This window comes from Bacillus sp. 37MA, from assembly GCF_000372765.1.
Classification (GTDB): Bacteria; Bacillota; Bacilli; order Bacillales; family Domibacillaceae; genus Domibacillus; species Domibacillus aminovorans.
Genome location: NZ_KB889752.1, coordinates 2055043 through 2077810, shown reverse-complemented (window position 1 = coordinate 2077810; position 22768 = coordinate 2055043). Strand labels below are relative to the sequence as shown.

At 41.3% G+C, this 22768-nt stretch carries 25 protein-coding genes; 19 read left to right on the top strand and 6 right to left on the bottom strand.

From position 1 onward, the window contains the following. The first annotated feature begins 81 nt into the window (after positions 1-81). Together A3M5_RS0111615 and A3M5_RS0111610 are read left to right on the top strand one after the other, a co-directional pair. Positions 82-1392 (top strand): DEAD/DEAH box helicase, encoded by a 1311-nt coding sequence (locus A3M5_RS0111615; protein WP_018393948.1) that lies wholly within the window; start codon positions 82-84, stop codon positions 1390-1392. Positions 1393-1407: 15 nt separating this feature from the next. After that, positions 1408-2307, top strand: a complete 900-nt coding sequence (locus A3M5_RS0111610) for a deoxyribonuclease IV (protein WP_018393947.1) — start codon at positions 1408-1410, stop codon at positions 2305-2307. On the opposite strand, the gene A3M5_RS0111605 is transcribed toward A3M5_RS0111610, so the two are convergent. Further along, positions 2297-2569 carry a DUF2624 family protein gene (locus A3M5_RS0111605; protein ID WP_081897978.1) on the bottom strand — a complete coding sequence of 91 codons (273 nt, stop codon included), beginning with the start codon at positions 2567-2569 and terminating at the stop codon, positions 2297-2299. The genes A3M5_RS0111610 and A3M5_RS0111605 overlap by 11 nt on opposite strands. 104 nt (positions 2570-2673) lie before the next feature. On the opposite strand from A3M5_RS0111605, the gene A3M5_RS0111600 reads away from it, so the two are divergent. From A3M5_RS0111600 to A3M5_RS0111590, 3 genes are read left to right on the top strand one after another with little or no spacing between them, the layout of a single operon-like run. Beyond that, entirely contained in the window at positions 2674-3438 is a 765-nt protein-coding gene (locus A3M5_RS0111600; RefSeq protein WP_018393945.1) for a metal ABC transporter ATP-binding protein, read from the top strand. A 13-nt stretch (positions 3439-3451) separates the two neighbouring features. Then, positions 3452-4282: a metal ABC transporter permease gene (locus A3M5_RS0111595; protein ID WP_018393944.1), complete on the top strand. Its 831-nt coding sequence runs from the start codon at positions 3452-3454 to the stop codon at positions 4280-4282. Between the two features lie 20 nt (positions 4283-4302). Next, entirely contained in the window at positions 4303-4719 is a 417-nt protein-coding gene (locus tag A3M5_RS0111590; protein ID WP_018393943.1) for a Fur family transcriptional regulator, read from the top strand. 27 nt (positions 4720-4746) lie between these two features. On the opposite strand, the gene A3M5_RS0111585 is transcribed toward A3M5_RS0111590, so the two are convergent. The 3 genes from A3M5_RS0111585 to A3M5_RS0111575 form a co-directional block, all read right to left on the bottom strand. Beyond that, positions 4747-5352, bottom strand: coding sequence for a hypothetical protein (locus A3M5_RS0111585; RefSeq protein WP_018393942.1), 606 nt, complete (start codon positions 5350-5352; stop codon positions 4747-4749). Further along, entirely contained in the window at positions 5349-6452 is a 1104-nt protein-coding gene (gene ispG, locus A3M5_RS0111580) for a flavodoxin-dependent (E)-4-hydroxy-3-methylbut-2-enyl-diphosphate synthase (protein ID WP_018393941.1), read from the bottom strand. Before ispG ends, A3M5_RS0111585 begins: the two co-directional genes overlap by 4 nt. Before the next feature lie 87 nt (positions 6453-6539). Next, on the bottom strand, positions 6540-7076 hold the full coding sequence (locus A3M5_RS0111575; protein ID WP_018393940.1) for a DUF1189 family protein: 537 nt from the start codon (positions 7074-7076) through the stop codon (positions 6540-6542). A gap of 256 nt (positions 7077-7332) precedes the next feature. On the opposite strand from A3M5_RS0111575, the gene A3M5_RS0111570 reads away from it, so the two are divergent. The 6 genes from A3M5_RS0111570 (at position 7333) to pstB (ending at position 14356) form a co-directional block, all read left to right on the top strand. Continuing rightward, positions 7333-7941 (top strand): superoxide dismutase, encoded by a 609-nt coding sequence (locus A3M5_RS0111570; protein ID WP_018393939.1) that lies wholly within the window; start codon positions 7333-7335, stop codon positions 7939-7941. A 171-nt stretch (positions 7942-8112) separates the two neighbouring features. Further along, positions 8113-10209 carry a peptidoglycan D,D-transpeptidase FtsI family protein gene (locus A3M5_RS0111565; RefSeq protein WP_082193969.1) on the top strand — a complete coding sequence of 699 codons (2097 nt, stop codon included), beginning with the start codon at positions 8113-8115 and terminating at the stop codon, positions 10207-10209. Positions 10210-10591: 382 nt separating this feature from the next. After that, complete coding sequence (locus A3M5_RS0111560) at positions 10592-11572, top strand: PstS family phosphate ABC transporter substrate-binding protein (protein WP_018393937.1); 981 nt, start codon at positions 10592-10594, stop codon at positions 11570-11572. Positions 11573-11673: 101 nt separating this feature from the next. After that, complete coding sequence (pstC, locus tag A3M5_RS0111555) at positions 11674-12618, top strand: phosphate ABC transporter permease subunit PstC (protein WP_018393936.1); 945 nt, start codon at positions 11674-11676, stop codon at positions 12616-12618. Further along, entirely contained in the window at positions 12618-13502 is an 885-nt protein-coding gene (gene pstA, locus A3M5_RS0111550; RefSeq protein WP_018393935.1) for a phosphate ABC transporter permease PstA, read from the top strand. The genes pstC and pstA overlap by 1 nt, the downstream gene beginning before the upstream one ends. 44 nt (positions 13503-13546) lie before the next feature. Next, a complete protein-coding gene (gene pstB, locus A3M5_RS0111545; protein WP_018393934.1) occupies positions 13547-14356 on the top strand; it encodes a phosphate ABC transporter ATP-binding protein PstB in 810 nt (269 codons plus the stop codon). 82 nt (positions 14357-14438) lie between these two features. Here pstB and A3M5_RS23780 read toward each other — a convergent pair whose 3' ends face one another. Beyond that, on the bottom strand, positions 14439-14903 hold the full coding sequence (locus A3M5_RS23780; RefSeq protein ID WP_018393933.1) for an endolytic transglycosylase MltG: 465 nt from the start codon (positions 14901-14903) through the stop codon (positions 14439-14441). Beyond that, positions 14900-15268: a helix-turn-helix domain-containing protein gene (locus tag A3M5_RS0111535; protein ID WP_018393932.1), complete on the bottom strand. Its 369-nt coding sequence runs from the start codon at positions 15266-15268 to the stop codon at positions 14900-14902. The genes A3M5_RS23780 and A3M5_RS0111535 overlap by 4 nt, the downstream gene beginning before the upstream one ends. 152 nt (positions 15269-15420) lie before the next feature. Here A3M5_RS0111535 and A3M5_RS23775 point away from each other — a divergent pair, with 152 nt between their 5' ends. Genes A3M5_RS23775 through A3M5_RS0111495 form a run of 8 tightly spaced genes read left to right on the top strand, consistent with a single transcriptional unit; the run spans position 15421 to position 22720 of the window. After that, the gene (locus A3M5_RS23775) at positions 15421-15987 is read left to right on the top strand and encodes a DUF4912 domain-containing protein (protein ID WP_018393931.1); all 567 of its coding nucleotides are present in this window, start codon (positions 15421-15423) and stop codon (positions 15985-15987) included. A 34-nt stretch (positions 15988-16021) separates the two neighbouring features. Further along, complete coding sequence (locus A3M5_RS24775; protein WP_018393930.1) at positions 16022-18295, top strand: glycosyltransferase family 4 protein; 2274 nt, start codon at positions 16022-16024, stop codon at positions 18293-18295. Then, positions 18292-19152 carry a nucleotidyltransferase family protein gene (locus A3M5_RS0111520; protein WP_018393929.1) on the top strand — a complete coding sequence of 287 codons (861 nt, stop codon included), beginning with the start codon at positions 18292-18294 and terminating at the stop codon, positions 19150-19152. The genes A3M5_RS24775 and A3M5_RS0111520 overlap by 4 nt, the downstream gene beginning before the upstream one ends. A gap of 51 nt (positions 19153-19203) precedes the next feature. Next, the gene (gene rpmG, locus A3M5_RS0111515) at positions 19204-19353 is read left to right on the top strand and encodes a 50S ribosomal protein L33 (protein WP_018393928.1); all 150 of its coding nucleotides are present in this window, start codon (positions 19204-19206) and stop codon (positions 19351-19353) included. Positions 19354-19395: 42 nt separating this feature from the next. Continuing rightward, positions 19396-19962 (top strand): 5-formyltetrahydrofolate cyclo-ligase, encoded by a 567-nt coding sequence (locus A3M5_RS0111510; RefSeq protein WP_018393927.1) that lies wholly within the window; start codon positions 19396-19398, stop codon positions 19960-19962. 51 nt (positions 19963-20013) lie between these two features. Next, entirely contained in the window at positions 20014-21576 is a 1563-nt protein-coding gene (locus A3M5_RS0111505; protein ID WP_018393926.1) for a rhomboid family intramembrane serine protease, read from the top strand. Between the two features lie 2 nt (positions 21577-21578). Beyond that, entirely contained in the window at positions 21579-21788 is a 210-nt protein-coding gene (locus tag A3M5_RS0111500) for a YqgQ family protein (RefSeq protein WP_026221693.1), read from the top strand. Positions 21789-21790: 2 nt separating this feature from the next. Continuing rightward, a complete protein-coding gene (locus A3M5_RS0111495; protein ID WP_018393924.1) occupies positions 21791-22720 on the top strand; it encodes an ROK family glucokinase in 930 nt (309 codons plus the stop codon). Positions 22721-22768 lie beyond the last annotated feature (48 nt).

Sequence of the window (22768 nt, the reverse complement as noted above, 5' to 3'; positions counted from 1 at the left end):
GCTTCCTTTGCTTTATAGACTCATTTAGTATATCATCATAACGTGCATAAATTATCGATCATGAAAGGGTGGAGAAGCCCATTGGCAAACCAAACATTTGAGCACTACGGATTAAAACCGTTTATTTATAAAGGAATTGAGGCACTTCGTTTTACAGAACCGACCCCGATTCAACGCAATATAATTCCGCTTATTTTAAAAGGGGAAAGTGCAATCGGACAATCGCAGACTGGAACGGGGAAAACTCATTCATACGTAATCCCTATTTTAAACCGGATTGATGTGAATAAAAAAGAAGTACAAGCTGTGATCACAGCACCGACACGTGAACTTGCAACACAAATTTATCAAGCATTTCAAAAAATCGCGAAAGAGTCAGATGAAGACATCATGGTACGCCATTTTGTCGGCGGTACGGATAAAAAACGCGACGTTGAGCGCTTAAAAATGCCTCCGCACATAATGGTCGGAACACCGAGCCGTATTGCAGATTTAATTGGGGAAAATGCAATTTCTGTTCATAAAGCGGGCATGTTTGTTGTGGATGAAGCAGATTTGATGCTTGATATGGGCTTCATTAATGACGTCGATCGGATTGCATCAAGTATGCCAGAAAAACTTGGCATGTTTGTTTTCTCAGCGACAATTCCAGAAAAATTAAAACCATTTTTAAAAAAATATATGGAAAACCCGGAATATGTACACATTGAACCAAAGCGTCTTTCTGCTGCTAATCTCGATCATTTATTAATTCCGGTTAAAAGCCGTGACAAAGTGGACGTTGTTCATGATTTGTTAGTAGCATTTAATCCGTATCTAGCGGTTGTGTTTACAAACACGAAACAAAAAGCGGACGAAGTAGCAAATAAGCTTTTAGAAAAAGGGTTGAAGACCGGCCGTATACACGGCGATCTGCCACCGCGTGAACGCAAAAAAATGATGAAGCAAATACACGATTTAGAATATCAATACATTGTCGCGACAGATCTTGCTGCACGCGGTATTGATATTGAAGGCGTCAGCCACGTCATCAACTACGAGCTGCCGTCGGATCTTGACTTTTATATTCATCGTGCTGGCCGGACAGCGCGTGCTGGAGCATCCGGTATTTGCGCGACGGTGTATACACCATCTGATGAAGATTCAATAGCTAGACTTGAACAAAGAGATATCACTTTCCGCCATGGTGATGTGCGAAATAAGGAGATTATTGAAACGGCTGACCGCAACCGTCGCAAAAAGCGTGAGAAAAAAGATGACACGATTGATCCGAAAGTGCGGGCGATTACGAGCCGTCCTCAAAAAGTAAAACCGGGTTATAAGAAAAAACGGAAATTTGAAGTGGCGAAACAACAAAAACGCCAGCGTCGTATTGATGCGAGAAAAAAGTAACAGGGAGTTTTGAAAGTGAAAATCGGATCACATGTTTCAATGAGCGGTAAGAAAATGCTGCTCGGTGCAAGTGAAGAAGCCGTTTTATACGGTGCAAATACATTTATGATATACACAGGCGCACCACAAAACACGCGTCGGAAAAGTATTGAAGACTTAAATATTGAAGCAGGCCGTCTCCACATGGAGCAAAATGGAATCGATGAAATTGTTGTTCATGCACCATACATTATTAACCTCGGCAATACCATTAAGCCGGAAACGTTCCAGCTAGGTGTCGACTTTCTACGGATGGAAATTGAACGTTCGACCGCGATTGGTGCTAGTCAAATTGTCCTTCATCCCGGTGCACACGTCGGAGCAGGGACAGAAGCAGGCTTAAAAAAAATCGCTGAAGGTTTGAACGAAGTGCTGACAAGTGATCAAACCATTCAGATTGCACTTGAAACGATGGCTGGCAAAGGAACAGAATGCGGCCGCAGTTTTGAAGAAATTGCCATGATTATGGATATGGTACCGCAAAACGATAAATTGTCTGTTTGTTTTGACACGTGCCATACACATGATGCAGGGTATGATATAAAAGAAGACTTTGATGGTGTACTCGAACAATTTGATCGAATTGTCGGCATTGATCGGTTAAAAGTGCTTCACATTAATGACAGTAAAAATGAGCGAGGTGCAGGGAAAGACCGTCACGAAAATATCGGCTTCGGTCATATCGGTTTTGATGCGCTGAATTATATTGTACATCATTCACAACTTGGAGACGTGCCGAAAATATTGGAAACGCCGTATGTTGGTGAAGATAAAAACACGAAAAAACCGCCATACCTCCATGAAATCGCCATGTTGAAAGCGAAAACATTTGATGAAGGCGTGCGGGAAAAAGTACAGGCAGGCATTACAGTTTAAGAAAGTGTTTATAAGGACGGAGCATCTCTTCTAATGCGCCCGCTTCTCGCTTGCCGAGAATGCGTTCAGCTGTCTGAAAAAGCTCTGTCCGTTTTTGTTCCGAAAACAAATCGACTTTATGAGTTGACAGCCAGTGAATAAAGTCACGAGCTTGCTCATCTGTCACAGACACATTGAATTTTGCCGCTTGTTCGAGTAATTCGTTTTTGGTAATATGTTGCACGCGTTTGTTCACTAGATCGTGAAGAGGCTGCATCATCATTCCCCTTTCTTGAAACGGCTTCGTTTACTTAACAGCATTCATGCTGTATACTAAATCACATCTAAATCGTAATCATTCTTACTGATAAAGGAGTCAACATCGATATGGAACAGAAGACCGTCATTGATATTCGCGATGTGAATTTCAGGTATGACCGCGAAAGTGTTCTCGAGCACATTAATTTATCTGTGCCACAGGGAGCATTTGTCGGTCTCGTTGGTCCAAATGGGTCAGGCAAGTCTACGTTACTCAAAATTATTCTTGGACTGTTAAAACCGAAAGAAGGGGACGTCGTCTTATTTGGCACTCCGCAGCAAAAATTTAAAGATTGGGACCGAATCGGTTTCGTTTCACAAAAAGCAAACTCATTTAATACGGGGTTTCCGGCGACGGTTCATGAAGTGGTCATGGGCGGACTCGCAAAAAAAATGGGTTTGTTTCATCGTCCAGGACAAAAGGAAAAAGAAGCGGTTGAAAAAGCGGTCAAAGCGGTCGGCATGGAGTCATTTTTAAAACGCAATATTGGTGATTTATCAGGAGGACAACAGCAGCGTGTCTTTATTGCTCGGGCCATCGTCTCCAATCCGTCTATTTTAATTTTAGATGAGCCGACTGTCGGTGTAGACAGACAAAATGTCGAGTCGTTTTATCATATGCTCACGCATTTAAATAAAGAACTTGGCATGACGTTATTGCTTGTAACACACGATATTGGCACGATTAAGGATAAAGTGACGCATGTCGCCTGCTTGAATAAATATTTGCATTTTCATGGGAGTATGAAACAATTTATTCAATTAGATGAGCAGGAACTGTCTCATTTATACGGACATGGAATCAGGCTGCTAGATCATCATCACGACCATTGAAGGGAATATCATTATGATTGAAGCGATACTAAAATATGAATTTTTACAAAACGCATTTTTATCAGGCGCAGTTATCGGTATTATTGCACCGCTTCTCGGCGCGTTTATCGTCGTCCGACGACTGTCGCTCATTGCGGATGCATTAAGCCATGTGACACTTTCTGGCATTGCAGCAGGATTGTATCTTGGACAGACCGTTCCAACATTGGCAACCGTTAATCCGCTTTACTTTGGTATGCTATTTTCAGTCGGCGGTTCACTTTTAATTGAGCGGCTGCGCAGCGTATATAAACACTATCAAGAACTAGCAATTCCGATTATGATGTCGGGAGGTATTGGCATCGGTGTTATTTTTATTTCACTTGCAGACGGATTTAATACCGATTTGTTCAGTTATTTGTTCGGCAGCGTTAGTGCAGTTAGCCGCGGAGACTTTTATGCAGTTATCGCGATTGGTATTATTGTTCTTGTTACGGTGTTTCTATTGTATAAAGAGCTGTTTGTCTTATCATTTGACGAAGAATATGCAAAGGCATCGGGGATTCCAGCAAAAGCCGTCCATCTTGCGTTTATTATTTTAACGGCGCTCGTCATTTCAGTCTCGATGCGTATTGTCGGTGTACTGCTTGTTTCTGCGCTTATGACGCTTCCAGTCGCAGCAGCGATGCGTGTCGCGAAAGGATTTAAGCAGACGATCTGGTTATCTATTTTATTTGGTGAAACGGCTGTATTAACTGGTCTTGTCAGTGCGTTTTATCTTAATCTCGCACCGGGCGGGACGATCGTTGTGACATCGATTGTGCTCTTATTTGCCGCCATTCTATGGAAAAAAGACCGGAATTAAAATGGAAGGGGCTTCGCATCATGAATTTAACAAAAGCGATGGGGCTGTTAAAAGAACAAGGCTATAAACAAACGGGGAAACGGGAAGAAATGCTTGCTCTTTTTGCACGTCATGATAAATATTTAACGGCAAAAGATGTGCTTGAAGAAATGAAAGAAGATTATCCAGGGCTAAGTTTTGATACGATTTACCGAAATCTAGCGCTGTTTGCCGAAATGGATATTTTAGAAGAAACGGAATTATCGGGCGAACGTCATTTTCGTTTTGCTTGCTCACATAATCACCATCATCATCACTTTATTTGCCTCGCGTGCGGGAAAACGAAAGAAATTCATATGTGTCCGATGAATAACATTGAAGAGTTGTCTGGCTGTGAAATTACCGGTCATAAATTTGAAGTGTACGGGCAATGTAAAGAATGCATAACAAAAGCGTGATCAAGACTTTCCTGATCACGCTTTTTTTTATGTGCGGGCAAGCGGGCCAATTTCGTTTGTTTTGATCCACTGATGAACCCATGCGTCCGCTTCATACCAGTTATCGACCCGAATGACGTTATCAGGAATAGAATCTTGGTTGTACGGTGTGTTAAACAGCACGACAGGAATGTGCAGCTCTTCTGCAATCATCACAGCGTTGTCATGTTTATCTTCAAAAAAGATATCGACTTCATTTCGTTTTGCAGCTTCGACTTTATCATGAGAACCAATAAGTTCAAGGTGATCATAAAGGATCTTTTGTTCTTTGAACCACGTTTCAGTAATTTCGATTAAATGCTTGCGGCGGGCACTGATAAACAATAAATGAAATTGTTGCTGCCATTTCGATAAAATGTGTTCGGCACCATCTGCGGGCGGGGAAGATGCATAAATTACCGGTTCAGTCTCATCAAACCAGGCACGCATTTGATCTAGTGGAATGTTGAGTGCTTCTGACAGATCATACTTTTTAATGTCCTGTAATGTTATGTTTAACGAAAAAGCATCATTGATAAAAGGAACGAGGCTGGTCGGGCACGTTACTGTGCCGTCAATATCAATGCCAAAGCGCTTTTCTTTTACTTGCTTCATTGTTCGACAGCAAGTGCCTGCTTGCGATAATGTTCTTCCGCAATCAAGTCAATTTCTTTTTTTAACTCTTCGACCATTGTTTCTTCAGGTACTTTTCGGACCGTTTTTCCATGGCGGAACAAAAGACCTTCGCCGCGAGCGCCGGCAATGCCAATATCCGCTTCACGAGCTTCACCAGGACCGTTTACGGCACATCCGAGCACAGCGACTTTAATCGGTGCTTTAATCGTTGAAATGTACTCTTCCACTTCATTCGCAATTGCAATTAAATCGATTTCAATGCGGCCGCATGTTGGACAAGAAATAAGTGTTGCAGCATTTGCGGCAAGACCAAATGATTTCAATAATTCACGAGCCACTTTTACTTCTTCCACCGGATCGGCACTTAGTGAAATACGGAGTGTGTTGCCAATACCTTTGCTTAAAATAGCGCCAAGTCCAGCGGCACTTTTTACCGTTCCAGCAAACAATGTACCAGATTCGGTAATGCCGAGATGAAGCGGGTAGTCGAATGCTTTTGCCGCTTTATCATATGCTTCAATTGCTAAGTTGACGTCAGATGCTTTCATCGAGACGATAATATCATAGAAATCAAGATCTTCTAAGATTTTAATATGATGAAGTGCACTTTCAACCATGCCATCCGCTGTTGGATAACCGTATTTTTCAATAATTTTACGCTCTAAACTCCCAGCATTAACGCCAATACGAATCGGTACACCTTTCGCTTTTGCCGCATTAACAACGGCCTCGACTTTTTCGCGGCGGCCAATGTTCCCAGGATTAATGCGGATTTTATCAACACCTGCTTCAATTGCTTTTAACGCGAGTTTATAGTCAAAATGAATATCGGCAACGAGAGGGATGTTAATCCGGCTTTTAATTTCAGCCAGAGCATCTGCTGCACGCTCATCAGGGCATGCAACGCGGACAATCTGACAGCCGGCTTCTTCAAGTCGGTTAATTTCCGCGACAGTTGCTTCTACATCGTGTGTTTTTGTAGTGGTCATACTTTGAATGATGACTTCATCGCTGCCACCAATTGTTAAATTGCCAACTTTGACAGCACGGGTTTTCGTACGGTGGGTGATTTCACTCAATGGTGATTCGCTCCTTTAAAAGTTAATCTAAATATCGTTTCTTTTCTCATTCTATCAGAGGGGAGCATGTTCAGACAACAATTGCGTTCACTTCGGTGCACCGGGTAAACAACGGATAGCCATAATAAGCATCGTACTTGTTATGATCCAGTCAAATAGATAACCAGAAGGCATTGTAAGACCTATCAGTTCTGTAATCGTAATGAGTAATGTGGGCAGTGTAACGGCATATGCAGACATTCGAAATGTGTGACGGTACTCAGCACGTTTCTTCAATATATGAGCTAGCCATAACCCGACGCCGCCAAAAATAGACACTTTAACAAATAATATAAAGGAAACAAACAAATAGTACATAATGAGCACGGCCGGAAGCAAAATAAATGAATTCGCTTCTAATAAATCGTTCTCCATTGTTAAGATCGGCAATTTTGCTTCGATCACTGCTCTTGCCGATTCATTGCCTCCTATTGCATACAGGACCATGTAGACAATCATCGGGATACACATGATAAGCGCAAGAAAAAAAAGGTAATTAATCGTTTTACCGATCCCTTGCATACGAAATGCGGCAATATATTTTGATGAGTGAAGACTTTTTATAAATTGCTTAAAAATAGACATATATTCTTGTTCCTTTCTTTAAAATAAACCTCTTTACAATTGTAGACACACGATCTGTTCAATTCAAGAAGAATACATGATTTTGAGTTCGGTACGCTTTTTTCCGGAATTGAAATCATGAATGGTCGGGATGATGAAGCCTTTCGGGAAATGGATTCATTTTTTTGGAGACATATTTATTGCGTCATGTTCACAATTTTGCTAATCTTATATACGAGTCAGATAAATCAACTTTATTTTTGGGAGGAATTTCATAATGGCATTTGAACTACCGCAACTACCTTACGCGTATGACGCACTGGAGCCCCATATCGACAAAGAAACAATGAACATCCATCACACAAAACATCACAACACGTATGTAACAAACTTGAATAATGCACTTGAAGGCAACGAAGAACTTCTTTCTAAATCAGTAGAAGAAGTTATTGCAAACCTTGATGCAGTTCCTGAATCTGCACGTACAGCTGTTCGTAACAATGGCGGCGGACATGCAAACCATTCTCTTTTCTGGCAGCTTCTTTCTCCAAATGGCGGCGGTGCACCATCTGGAAAATTAGGTGATGCAATTGATTCAAAATTTGGCAGCTTTGATGCATTTAAAGAAGAGTTTGCAAAAGCGGGCGCTACTCGTTTCGGTTCTGGCTGGGCATGGCTTTCTGTTGCAAATGGCGAGCTTGAACTTTCTAGCACGCCAAATCAGGATTCACCGATTATGGAAGGCAAAACGCCAATCCTTGGTCTTGATGTTTGGGAGCATGCATACTATTTGAACTACCAAAATCGTCGTCCTGATTACATTTCTGCGTTCTGGAATGTTGTAAACTGGGATGAAGTATCAAAACGTTACGAATCAGCTCTATAATCTTATAGAAGCTTCTTTTAAACCGGTCCCGTATGTGGACCGGTTTTTTTGTGGAAAAAAACATGTCGGTTCGTTACAATGGGAAATAGGTAAAAAAGAAGTTTAGAAAGGAATAGACGGTTGAAAAAAGCAAATAAAAAGAAGAAAACACACGTTCCATTTCGGGTGAATATGCTGTTTTTTATCGTCTTTCTCCTATTCTCTGCACTTATTTTTCGGCTTGGTATCGTGCAGATTGTACAGGGAGAGGATTATCAGCGTAAAATTGAACGGACAGAAGATGTCACTGTCAATACGAGCGTACCACGTGGGAAAATTTTTGACCGTGATGGACAGATTGTGGTCGATAATGTGCCGCAAAATGCGATTACATACACACGGCCGAAAAATCCAGATGCAGACGAAATGATGCAGACAGCGGAAAAGCTGGCGCAGCTGATTGAAAAAGAAATCGATCAAGTGACGGAGCGTGACAAAAAAGACTTCTGGATCGGTAAAAATGAAGAAAAAGTAAAAGCAAAAGTGACAGATCAAGAGTGGGCGTCCTATGAAAACGACGAAATAACGGAAGATGAAATTTATGACTTGCAGTTGGAGCGTATTACAGAAGAGGATTTAAAGGAGTTAACGGCTGACGAGCTTGAAGTGCTAGCTATCTATCGGGAATTTACATCTGGTTATGCATTAACACCGCAAATTGTGAAGAACGTCAATGTGACAGATGTTGAATATGCTGTCGTCAGTGAAAATTTATCGTCACTTCCAGGTGTGAATACAACAACTGACTGGGAACGTGCCTATTCATATGACCGTACATTAAAAACGGTACTTGGTAATATTTCTTCATCTAAAGAAGGTCTTCCGAAAGAAATGGTTGATTATTATTTATCACGTAGCTACAGCCGGAATGACCGAGTTGGAAAAAGTTATCTTGAATATCAATACGAAGGAGTGCTGCGCGGAAAGAAAACGAAAATGAAAAATATTACCGATAAGTCCGGTAATGTGCTGGATTCAGAAATTATTACAGAAGGACAGCGCGGCAACGACCTTATTTTAACAATCGATATGGATTTGCAGCTTGCTGTCGACAAAATTGTGGAAGACGAGCTTGGTGCGGCGAAACGATCTGGCGGGCATCCTCTTCTAGATCGTGCATTTGTTACGATGATGGATCCGAATACCGGTGAAATTTTAGCGATGTCCGGTAAAAAATATGAAGTGAACAATGGAAAAGCAGAAATACTTGATTTTGCATCAGGCAACATGACGACTTCTTATGCAATGGGATCAGCGGTTAAAGGGGCAACCGTTTTGACGGGATATATGACAGGCGTTAACGAACCAGGTGAATACATTGTCGATGAACCGCTTAAATTTGCGGGAACGAACCCGAAAAGTTCTTGGTTTAACCGGGGCGGTGCAATAGGAATCAGTGATACGTACGCGTTAATGCGTTCTTCAAACGTCTATATGTTTAAAACCGCAATGAAAATTGGCGGTGCGAGTTATATTCCGAATGGCGGGTTGCGTTTAAATTTAGATGCATTCAGTACGATGCGCAACTATTTCAATCAATTTGGTCTTGGCGTCAAAACAGGCATTGATTTACCGGGTGAACAGAAGGGCTATCAAGGATATGTTGATCCGAATGAGCCAGGTAAATTGCTCGATTTTTCCATTGGACAATTCGATACGTATACGCCGCTTCAGATGGCTCAGTACGTATCAACGATCGCGAATGGAGGCTACCGGATGGAGCCGCACATTGTAAAAGAAATTCGTCAGCCAATTTCGGATTCGAATAAACTTGGACCGGTGGCAGAAGAAATTCAGCCGAAAGTATTAAATACACTTGACTTAGAACCGGGCTGGATTGAACGTGTTCAGGAAGGCTTCCGTCTTGTTGCGCAGGCATCTGAAGGAACAGCATCTAGATATTTCGCTAGTGCACCATACAGCATGGCAGCTAAAACAGGAACGGCTGAAGGTGTATACGACGGGCCATGGGACAAGAGCAAAGGCATACGCCCGATGACTTGGAACGTCACACTCGTCGGCTATGCGCCATCGGACAATCCGGAAGTCGCGATCTCTGTTGTCGTGCCATGGGCGTATGAAAGCAGTGCAAACTCTATTTCAATAAACAATATAATCGGCCGCCAGGCAATGGACGCATATTTTGAACTGAAAAAACAAAAAACCAAAGCAAAACCGGCAGAAGCCGTGATTGATCAAGATATCCTTACAAAACAAACGAGTAACTAAAAAGAGCGGCTGTATTATCTAATTAGATGATACAGCCGCTCTTTTTTTGAATATTTTTAGAAGAAGTAGAATTATACGTTAAATTTTCTGTAAGAAATCAGAAAAATAAATTTATCGACATTCAAGTATTATTGGATCTTCCAGTGTCATTTATAGCGTCATAGCAAAAAGTGCCTATTCCAGTTGATAAAAGTTGCAGGTACAAAAAATAATTTATGTATAGAGACTTTCTTTATGTATCAAAGTAAAGGCAGTCATTTATTTTTGTTTGTTTCCTTTACAAAACATTAACATTTCGTTAAAACCTTATTAACACTATTCCGTTATTGTATTGAGTGTAGCAAATAATAAAAAAAACAAAATTGCAGGGGGAAATGAAGAAATGAAACCAGTAAAAGTTCTTACTTTATCAGCATTGCTCGGATCAGCACTTGTACTTGGCGCCTGTGGCAACGACGCAGCAGACACAGGAACAGAAGATGGAGAAAAGACAGAACAAACTGACGTAGGTGATGCGCAACTTCAAGGTGAAATTTCTATCGATGGTTCATCAACTGTCTATCCGATTATGGAAGCTGTTGCCGAAGAATTTATGCTTGAACAACCTGATGTAAAAGTAACAGTTGGATTATCAGGAACAGGCGGCGGCTTTGAAAAATTCATCGCTGGTGAAACAGCAATGAGTAACGCATCTCGTCCAATTAAAGAAGAAGAAGCTGCTGCACTTAAAGAAGCAGGCATTGAATATACAGAATTTGAACTTGCTAAAGATGGTTTATCAGTTGTAGTAAACAAAGACAATGACTGGGTTGATCAGTTAACTGTAGATGAATTGAAAAAATTATGGCTTGATAATGGTACGGCAAAAAAATGGTCTGATGTGCGTGAGGGATGGCCTGAAGAAGAAATTAAATTCTATTCACCTGGGACTGACTCAGGTACATTTGATTACTTTGATGAAGTTATTTTAGATGGCGGACAAATTGACAAAGCAGCTACCCTTTCTGAAGATGATAACGTACTTGTTCAAGGTGTAACAGGTGACAAGAATGCAATTGGTTACTTTGGTTATGCATACTACCTTGAAAACAAAGACAGCCTAAAAGTAGTTCCAATTGTGAACGAAGAAGGAACTGCAGTTGAACCTAACGCAGAAACAATTGAAAGCGGAGAATATGCACCACTTTCACGCCCGCTATTCACATACGTAAGCAATGCAGCGATTAAAGATGACGCGGCAACAGCAGCATATGTACAGTTTACACTTGAAAATGCATCAGCTCTTGCTGAAGATGTAGGTTATGTATCATTGCCACAAGAAAAGTACGATGAACAACTGTCTACACTTGAAGGATTGAAATAAACAAGTAACTGGATAAACTAAAAAGCGGATAAAGAACATAACGTACACCAATGAAAGTAATGCCCTTCATTGGTGTACTAGGGTTGAAAGGAGTAATCGGGTTGAAAACAAAAGAAAAAGAACTCAGTCCGGTTCAAGAGCTGCTTGAAAAAAAATATAATGGCGGCTTTTTGAACAGAAGAGAAAAAATAATACCGATCATACTTTTTTTTATGGCGGCAGTATCGGTTTTAACAACATTAGGTATTGTCTTAACATTAATTTTTGAAACATTTACATTTTTTGGAGATGTGTCTGTTGTAGAGTTTTTTACAGCGACAGAATGGTATCCATTTTCTGAAACAGAAGCCGTTTATGGTATATGGCCACTCGTTCTCGGTACATTAAAAATTACATTAATTGCTTCGCTGTTTGCCGTGCCAATTGGACTTGCGGTCGCACTTTATTTAAGTGAATACGCAGGCGTTCGTACGCGCAAAATTATGAAGCCGATTCTTGAAGTGCTTGCGGGTGTACCGACGATCGTATACGGATTTTTTGCCCTTACATTTGTTACACCCGTATTGCGTGAGCTGTTTCCATCGATTGAATTATTTAATGCGATCAGTCCAGGGATTGTTGTTGGGATCATGATTATTCCAACGATTGTTTCTTTATCAGAAGATGCGTTGTCTTCAGTGCCAGAGCCGGTGCGCCATGGTGCTCTTGCGATCGGCTCTACAAAATGGGAAACAGCATCCAAAGTTATTTTTCCGGCCGCCTTATCAGGAATTCTTGCATCAATCGTTCTCGGTATATCCCGTGCTATCGGTGAAACGATGATCGTGTCTATTGCAGCCGGTTCTACACCGTCTGCAGCGCTTGACTTGACATCATCACTTCAAACGATGACATCTTACATCGTACAGGTAACGACAGGTGATGCTGGTTTCGGTACAACGATTTATTACAGCATTTATGCAGTTGGCTTCACGTTATTTGTCTTTACACTGGCGATGAATGCGCTGGCCCAGTTCATCTCGAAGCGCTTTAGGGAGGAATACTGATGGAGAACGTAGATCGAATCAAATCCGAGGAAATGATCAATCGTATTGATGGCAGGCTTACTAAAAACAAGATTGTTAAAGGGCTTTTCTTTATAGCAACACTTTTTACGTTGATTATGCTTGTTGTATTGCTTTATCGCATCATCGCACAAGGAGCTCCATATTTATCATGGGATTTTCTTCAAAACTTTGCATCACGCCGTCCAGAACAAGCTGGAATTAAAGCAGCAGTCATTGGTACGATTTGGATGATGGCTGTCGTTGTACCAACAGCTGCTATTTTTGGTGTAGGATCAGCAATTTATCTGGAAGAATACGCAAAGAAAAATGCTCTTACACGCTGGATTCAAATGAACATATCGAATCTTGCCGGTGTTCCTTCTGTCGTATTTGGTTTACTCGGTTTAACGATTTTTGTCCGGTTATTTGGCTTTGGAAACAGTATTCTCGCTGCCGGTTTTACAATGTCACTTCTTGTATTGCCTGTAATTATTGTTGCATCACAAGAAGCGGTTCGTGCAGTTCCAAACGAGTTAAAAGAAGCTTCTTACGGACTTGGTGCAACGAAATGGCAGACAATCTCCCGCGTTGTTATTCCTTATGCAATTCCTGGGATCGCGACAGGCAGCATTCTTGCTTTCTCACGTGCAATTGGTGAAACAGCACCTCTGATCGTTGTGGGAATTCCGACATTCGTTGCGTTTTTACCGTCAGGTGTATTCGACTCATTTACTGCTTTACCAATGCAAATATACAACTGGACAAGTCGACCGCAGGAAGAATTTCATAATTTGGCAGCGGCAGGAATCATTGTGCTTCTCGTCGTGCTCATTATGATGAACTCGGTTGCGGTGTGGATTCGTAATCGTTACCAGAGCAGATAATTCGTTTTGAGGAAAAATGATTTTATATTTGGAGGGAACTTTACATGGTGTTAACAGCAGTCAACTCAAAAGAAAATAATCAAACGGTACAAACAGAAAATGTGCTCGTTTATAATACAAAAGGCTTAAACTTATGGTATGGCGATCATCATGCGTTGAAAAATATTAACCTTAAAATTAATGAAAAAGAAGTAACGGCCATTATTGGTCCATCCGGCTGTGGGAAATCGACTTATATTAAAACGTTGAACCGCATGATTGATCTTGTACCAGGTGTTAAAACAAATGGCAGCATTGAATATCGTAAACGTGACATTTTCAATAAAGATTTTCTTGTTGAAGAATTGCGTACGCGTGTCGGAATGGTCTTCCAGAAGCCGAATCCATTTCCAAAATCAATTTATGAAAACATTGCATTTGGTTTGAAAATTCATGGAATCAAAAACAAGCAAATCATTAATGAAACAGTTGAAAAAAGTTTACGCGGTGCTGCTCTCTGGGAGGAAGTGAAAGATCGAATTCACGAACCAGCATATGGACTTTCAGGAGGACAGCAGCAGCGTCTTTGTATCGCTCGCTGCTTGGCACTTGAGCCGGACGTCATTTTGATGGATGAGCCTACATCTGCTCTTGATCCTGTATCGACACTTAAAATTGAAGAGTTGATTCAGGAATTAAAACAACAGTACTCGATCATAATTGTGACACATAACATGCAACAGGCAGCACGTATTTCGGATAGAACAGCGTTCTTCTTAAATGGAGAAGTTGTGGAGTACGATGTGACGGATACGATCTTTAATAGCCCTGCAGATAGTCGCACAGACGATTATATTTCAGGTCGATTCGGGTAATGAGAAAGCCGGCGCTGCCATTGCGCCGGCTTTTTATTTTAATACAGATTAACAGGCAGTAAATCCCCCACTGAATGACATTTCATTTTATTAACGTAGAAGCGATTTCTTCGTTTGACATATCCGTAGAAAATGTGAACGTGCCAATCTGAAGCTTTGAAGAATACTCATTTTCTTTTAAATATGTATTAAATGATTCTTCGTCATCAATAACCCTCGCCTTTTTTAAGGCGTCGATGATATCGTCTGAAGACATGCCTGCTTTAATGGTGACTGTGATCTCTTTGCTTTCAGAAACGGCAGACTCATTCCCCATGATTTGTTCCTTTTCAGCTTCAGCAGGTGAGATTGTTTCTACAGATGCGGTTTTTGCCGGTTGTTCATTCAATTCGTTGGTAGTCAGTACGGTGTAATTGTTTTCTTCCAACAACTGAATCATTTCTTCATTGGATAACAATTGGTCCTTTAACGTATAATCGAAAAGAAAAAAGGCAGCTGCTGCAGCAAGTAGACCAAATCCGAATGAACGTACAGATTGCTTCGTCATATGCTAGTGTCCTTTCGATGAAGTTGAGAATTGGCCAGTATTTTTTTGACCTGTTCAACGGATAAAGAGGATTGTCCGGCAATTTGAGGAATGTCAATGCCCTGGTTATAAAGCGCTATTACTTGATTTTGAATAATTTGATTGATTGGCACTGGTTTTTTTACAGAAGGAGAAGGATCATCACTGATTAATAATTCTTCTTCAATAAGTCTTATTTTTTTGTTTATTTGATAATGTTCTTGCAACATTTGCAACGATAATTCTTCCAGATCTTTTTCGAGCTGCCGTTGTCTGTCTTTCAGAAAAAAAGACAATACAATAAAGGCAGTGCCTGCAGCAGCGAGCCCAATGAGCAGTCCGTTCATAAATTGTGCCCTCCTTGATGCTAGTCAGTCTATTATACCACATATTAGCAGGGAAAAGATGAGAATGATGCAGATTGCCGCACCGTTTGGAACGTGGTACGATAGCGTTATAAACAATTTAAGGAAAAACTGCCAGACCGGGGTGATACATATTGAATGAAGATATTGTCCGTTTAAAAAACCAACATTTTACTTGGAAGCAAATCGCAGATAAGCTTGATTTATCCGCTGAAAAAGTAAAATACAAATGGCGACAATGTGTGATGAAGCGGGACGGGATGTACTGGCAAAGTGATTTAAATGCGGTTTTTTTATCAGCAGACCGTTTGTATTGTAGATGGCGCGTTCACCCATCTATTTTAGAAGCCGCTACACGCTGTAGCAAACCACTTAATCCGGCGATAATGGATTTACGAATTTTCGATATTACCGATATTTATTTTAATGGTATGAATGCGCACTCTGTTACATGTATAAAAGTAAGTATAAGCGATCAGTTTTGGACGATAAAAGGATTGAGAAGAAATCGCTCATATATTTGTGAACTCGGTTTTTTAACGGAGTCGTATTTATTCTTTCCAATCTTACGATCTCATCCTGTTCATACACCGTATCAAAGCAGCGGAGATTACGTTTACAAGATGTATGATGCAGAGCAGTTTCATCAGAACCCATTCCGTGTTCCTGCCTGGATTGAGCATCCTGACTGCTCGACATGATTCATGAACAAAAATGAATGGAGGTATACGTAAAATGGAATATCCATTTTCTATTATGGCACTGGCAGACAGTCCGTTTCGGCCTCTCGTTCTCGCCGGTTCAAGTATGAGTAGCAAAGAAATAATGAAAATTATGGATGTGTATGGCTATATTCTTGCAGCTGCTGAAAAATCAACAGGTGATCGACCGATCGCTGCTACTATCAATTTATTTACGCTAGGCTGGCTGAACGGGGTAAGAGGGAAGATGGCCGTTCAAGCATTTATACAGCAACAGCCGAACCACGAAGCCGCAGCTGTATTACGCGAGCATGACAGTTCATTTATCGAAGCTTGCCGGGCGCTAGTTAAGGAAAATAAATTACTGCTCATACCAATGGCGCTTAGCCAATTTCCACTCACGTCCTATCCAGTGAAGGAAGCGGCCGGTGAAGACATTAAACGGACAGCGAAAATTTGGCAGGAGCTTTTTGACGAAGGACCCCCATCCATTTGGCTTCCACGTGGTGCCTATATGCCAGGAATCGATGAACTCATCCACCGTGAAGGCTGTCAATTTGTAATGATTCATGGGGAGGCATTTCCAGCGCATGAACGCGATGCATTTCATTGGATTTCGCCGCATGGTTTATCGATTTTGCCGTATGAGTATGGACAAATGAATGCAGATCATAAGCTATTGATTCCACCAGTCATTCGATTGACAGATGATAATGCCCGCACTTTTTTTGAAGAGATTGATTCATTAGCTATTCAAGAATCTGCTAGACAATTTCATGAACGGATCATTCATATTCCACTCGTATATGAACGTATGAATGAAGGGAAGCCGTTAATGACAGCAGACGAGTTGAATCGCTGTGAAGCTGTATTCCAACTGAAAAATGAGTGGGATGAAAAGGCAGCCTCTCAAATGTGTGAGGCGGGCGGTGTCCTCGATTTAGAATGGGCTTTTTGTTTATATGCTTGTTTGCAGAATCTTGATACTGAACTGGAAAGTGCAAAAGATTCTCTTCGCTATTTACTAGACGGGGCGAGTAAAGATTTTCCAGACTTTGATTATGCTCATCAAAGAATGAGGCTTCATTACGGTGTTGAACTTATTCCAACAATCTTAAGTGAAGAGATGGATGAAATGGACGGCGCTATTTTGATGCTTACATGGGAATATCCGCCAAATATTATTGGTGGAATGGCAAGACATGTTCACGGGCTTGCCGAAGCACTCGTTGAATCAGGTCGCGAAGTCATTGTCCTTACGTCTTCTTATCAAGGTTCTCCAGAATATGAATGTGTAAATGGTGTTCATATATACCGTACCGGTCCTCTCCATGAAGGAGAGCCCGACTTCATGCGCCGTGTGGCGGATTTGAATATGTGCTTGTTCCAAAAAGGAGAAGCGCTCATTCGTGATCATGATATTTCAGTGATTCATACGCATGATTGGTTAACTGGTGACGCAGCTATTCTTCTCGCAGATAATCATTGGCTTCCAATTGTGTCAACTATTCATGCAACAGAACATGGCCGTAATAATGGAATTCACAATGAATTGCAGTCTGCTATTGCCTGGAAAGAAAAAGAACTTATTTCGATATCGAACACGGTAATTGTATGTAGCCAGCCTATGAAAGAGGAATTACGCGTGCATTATGAAGCGAAAAGAAAAGACATTCATGTGATTCCAAACGGTGTTGAATTTGAAGAGAAAACAACGGTAGAAGGGCGATTCAACAAAATGGGCCCGTTCATCTTTTCACTTGGCCGTATGGTATTTGAAAAAGGATTTCAAACATTTTTTGATTTGGACTTAAAAAACTTGAAAAAAAAGAATATTCAGTTTATTATTGCGGGTAAGGGTCCGCTATTAGACGAGTGGCGAATGGAAGTGAGGAAGCGCGGTTTCGAAGGCATCATTCATTTTGTCGGCTATGTGAGCGACGATGAGAGAAAAGCATTATTTCAAACGTGTAAAGCGGCTGTTTTTCCAAGTCTTTATGAACCGTTCGGCATAGTGGCGCTTGAAGCAATGGCCTTTCAAAAGCCGGTTATTGCGTCAGCGACAGGCGGGCTTAAGTCATTTGTTTTACATGAGCAAACAGGTCTTTTATTTGAACCGGGAAATGCAGGTGATTTATCCGAAAAAATCACAACAGTTTTGGAACGCCCGGATCTCGCGAAAGAACTTGGTGCGAATGGACATGAAATGGCAAAAGCATTGTATAGCTGGAAACACATCAGTGAGCAGACAGAAAAGGTGTACGATCAAACCGTTTTTATCAAGAAAATGGAAGGTGTTCGCACATGATAGGAGTATTGCTTGCAGGAGGAAGAGGAAAACGTCTCCGGCCGATTACAGATTATATTCCGAAGCCGATGGTGCCGTTATTAAACAGGCCGCTCTTAGATTACAATTTGAACGTATTTAAGATGAATGAAATTCGCCGTGTATTTATGACTGTCTGTTATAAAAAAGAGATTATCAAACAGTATGCGGGGAATGGAGAAGAAATTGGAATGGACATTCAGTACATTGATGAAATAACACCGCTTGGAACGGCGGGGAGTCTTTTTGCATCGAGTGATTTATTTGAAGAAACTGTGGCTGTGCTGAGCGGGGATGCATTGACAAATGTACCGCTTCTCGATGCATATGCTTTTCACAAAGATCATAAAGCGCGTGTCACCATAGTCATAACCCCATCAGAGCGGCCGGAACAATTTGGTGTGTGCCTAGCGGACCAAGAAGGCCGTCTCATCTCTATTCTGGAGAAACCAGACGAACCACGCCTCTTGACGAATCAGGTAAGCACAGGCATTTACTTAATTGAACCTTCTCTTTTTTCCGATTATGCATTCAGTGGAGAAGTTGATTTTGCGAAAGACGTATTCCCGGCACTAATTGCCAATGAAGAGCCTATTTATGTATATGAAACGAATGCATATTGGCAGGACATTGGTACACTTCGTCAATATGGACTGGCCGAAAAAAGGCTCAAAAGGGGCATTTCAGGAATTAGCATGCCACAGCAATTTTATCCATGGTCTAACAGCATCTCTACACCATATCCACTTGAAAAAACGCAGGTTGCTGCACTTAGTGATTCACATTCATCAATCTTGAAAAAACAGGCTGGTGTTTCTGATGAAAAAGTGCTACTATAATAAAGTCGCAATGAACATAATAAGCGAGACAAGTTTGGAGGGAAATAAACTATGCGTGTAAATATTACATTGGCTTGCACTGAGAGCGGTGATCGAAACTACATCACAACAAAAAACAAACGTAACAACCCGGATCGTCTCGAGTTGAAAAAATACAGCCCGCGATTGAAAAAAATGACAGTGCATCGTGAAACGAAGTAAGCAGCAGGAAATTTTCCTGCTGTTTTTCTTTTGGAGGAAATCATGGAAAAAAAACAAATGAGATTATATATAAAAAAGAAGTTGTCAACACTTGTAAAAACAGAATATGAGCAGCGATGTCATCGTATCACGCAGCTATTGTATGCGCTTCCTGAGTGGCGGCAATCTAACGTAGTTGCATTAACGGTATCTGCACCGTTCGAAGTCGATACGTGGTCGATTATTCGTCATGCATGGATGAATGGAAAAAAAGTTTGTGTGCCAAAATGTGTACCGTTAACAAAAGAGATGCAGTTTTATCTTCTTTCTGATTTTCAAGAACTTGAGAAAGTATATGCGGGTATATATGAACCGATCATTGATAAAACAAGCGCTATATCTTGTGAATGTATTGATATTATGATCGTTCCGGGACTATTATTTAATAAAAATGGATATAGAATCGGATTTGGCGGTGGATATTATGATCGTTTTTTACCTGACTTTACAGGCTATACCGTATCATTGGCATTTTCATTTCAGTTGAGTGATGACATCCCAGTAGAAGTGCACGATTTACCTGTTCAGAAAATTGTGACAGACGAATTTGTCATAAATTGTTTGAAGTAACTCTTCTTACTTTACCAGCTGTATGTGTTCCGCTATAGTGGGAACAATAAGATGTACGAAAGTAGTGATGAAATGAATATACAAACAGATGTGATTTTCTGGCGGCTGGCGTTTTTTTTCGTTGTTGAACAAGAGTACACGATTGCTCGGTTAAGCCAGGACAAACGGGAAATATGGCTGGAGAACCGCTCAAATAAAGAAGCAATGCTTATCCGGTTAAAGAATCAGGATCTTGGATGGGCGGCAGAACTCGGCCGAGATGTAAAACGGATTGTCTGGAATGGTGAGCAAATCCGTAAAAAAATGGGTATGAGAAAACTGTCTTTATTGAATATTGTGGTTTCTCAACACCCGCCAGTTGATGAATATGAAAGCTATTTAAAACCTGTTCTGTCATCAAAAGGCGGCAAAACGAAAGCAGACACATTGCTCTTTACAGGAAATGGTCTCAGTCAGTCGCTCCGGCAGTTGGAGTTAGTTTTATCACCTGTTCCAGAACGGCGTGATTTTGATGGAGCGGAAGATGAAGCAGTTGCGTATGAGAGATCCGTATTATCACATGAAGTAAAGCGAAAAGAAGAAGAAGAGCGCTTTTTCCATTATGGAAAACCATTTTTTACGTATATCTTTACTGCCATTAACATTATTCTTTTTATTATGATGACATTTGCTGGCGGGAGTACAAATACAGCTGTGTTACTTGAATTTGGTGCGAAATTCAATCCACTTATTTTAGAAGGAGAATGGTGGCGATTTATTACACCGATGTTTCTGCATATCGGTCTGCTTCACCTTGTCATGAACTCGCTCGCTCTTTATTATTTAGGCATAGCCGTTGAACAAATTTATGGCCGTCTTCGTTTTATATGGATTTATTTATTCTCTGGATTTACCGGCAGTCTGCTCAGCTTTTTATTAACGCCTAACTTAGCAGCCGGCGCAAGCGGTGCGATTTTTGGTTTGTTCGGGGCACTGCTTTATTTTGGCGTCACAAAGCCGAAGCTTTTTTTTCGAACAATGGGTATGAATGTACTTTTTGTGATCGGGATTAACCTTGTCTTTGGATTCACGGTTCCAGGAATTGATAATGCGGGACATATTGGTGGATTAATTGGTGGCTTTCTCGCGACGGGTATTGTTCATTTTCCAAAAAAACGACGTGTTTTACAGCAGCTTGCTTTTACTATTGCAACGGTTGCAGCCGTTGCAATGGGGCTTATGCTCGGTTTTCAAAGCGGCCATGCAGCACTCGATGCAGATTCCGTTAATTTGCGCGTTCAGGAAGAAATCAACGCTGGAAATGATGCAGAAGCAGAGCAAATGCTGAAGGCTTTTTTAGAAGACGGCGGCGAGCCTTCTGCAGAAACGTATTTTTATCTTGCATTCATTGAGATGGGAGATGGTCGTCTTATAGAAGCGGAGCAGCATTTGAGAAAGGCTACCCGTGAACGGGCCAATTTTCATGAAGCACATTTCAATCTGTCACTTATTTATATGGAGAACGGGCAGTTGGAAAAAGCGAAGCAATCCGTTGAAGAAGCACTTGCGTATGCTCCAGATGAGGCGAAATATCAGGAGTTGGCAAAAAACTTAAGTAATGGACCAGGTGAATGAAAATGAGAACAATTTATGATGTACAGCAGTTATTAAAACGATACGGTGTGTTTGTATATATAGGTAACCGTGTGGCGGATTTGCAGTTAATGGAAGTTGAATTGAAAGAATTGTATCAATCACAGCTCGTCGAAGCACAGGAATACAAGATGGCGTTGTTGCTTTTGCGCAAGAACATTGCGATTGAAAAAGAAAAAGAGCAGGAGGATTGACGATGGAAGAAAAACGGCTTGCTGCAATCGACATTGGTGGAACAACCATTAAAATGGCTTTTTTAACAGTGGGAGGTGACATTATTCGCAAATGGGCGATTCCGACAGATCGAACAGACGGCGGTACAAATATTGTATCTCACATCGCCCGTTCTTTTTCCGCCGAACTTAAACAGGATGGATTGACAACCATTGATGTGATCGCAGTTGGTGTTGGTGCACCAGGTCCTGCTGATCCGATAGAAGGAACGATTTCTGGTGCCGTGAACCTTGGCTGGGTAAATAACTATCCATTAAAGAAATTACTCGAAGAAGCGCTTGAACTGCCAGTTTTTATCGAAAATGATGCGAACTGTGCAGCACTTGGTGAAATGTGGAGAGGTGCCGGAAGTGGAACAGGAGATCTTGTCTGTATAACACTTGGAACAGGTGTTGGCGGCGGAGTCGTATCAAAAGGAACGATTATTACCGGTGTATGTGGATCAGCCGGTGAAATCGGCCATATTACGGTGGTGCCAGAAAATGGGATTTTATGCAACTGTGGGAGGTATGGCTGTTTAGAAACAGTGGCATCGGCAACAGGCATCGTTAATCTTTACAAAGAAGAAGGAAAAGAAGCAACTGATGCCCGAACAGTATTTGCTCAAGCCTCAAAAGGTGACGAAGCGGCGAAACGGGTCATTGACCGGTGCGCGTTTTATCTTGGACTTGCTATAGGGAATATTGCCAATACGATGAATCCGGCAAAAATCGTTGTGGGCGGTGGTGTATCAAAAGCAGGCGATGCGCTTCTTTTGCCGCTTGAACAATATGTACGCCAGTTTACATTTCCACGGGCAATGGAAGTGCTCTCCATTGAAAAAGCAATGCTTGGCAACGATGCAGGCGTGGTCGGTGCAGCGTATCTTGCTAAAGTAAAGACAGTTTCATAATAAAGTCATTCCGCGATTGGAGAACCCTGAAAAACGATTACTATTATT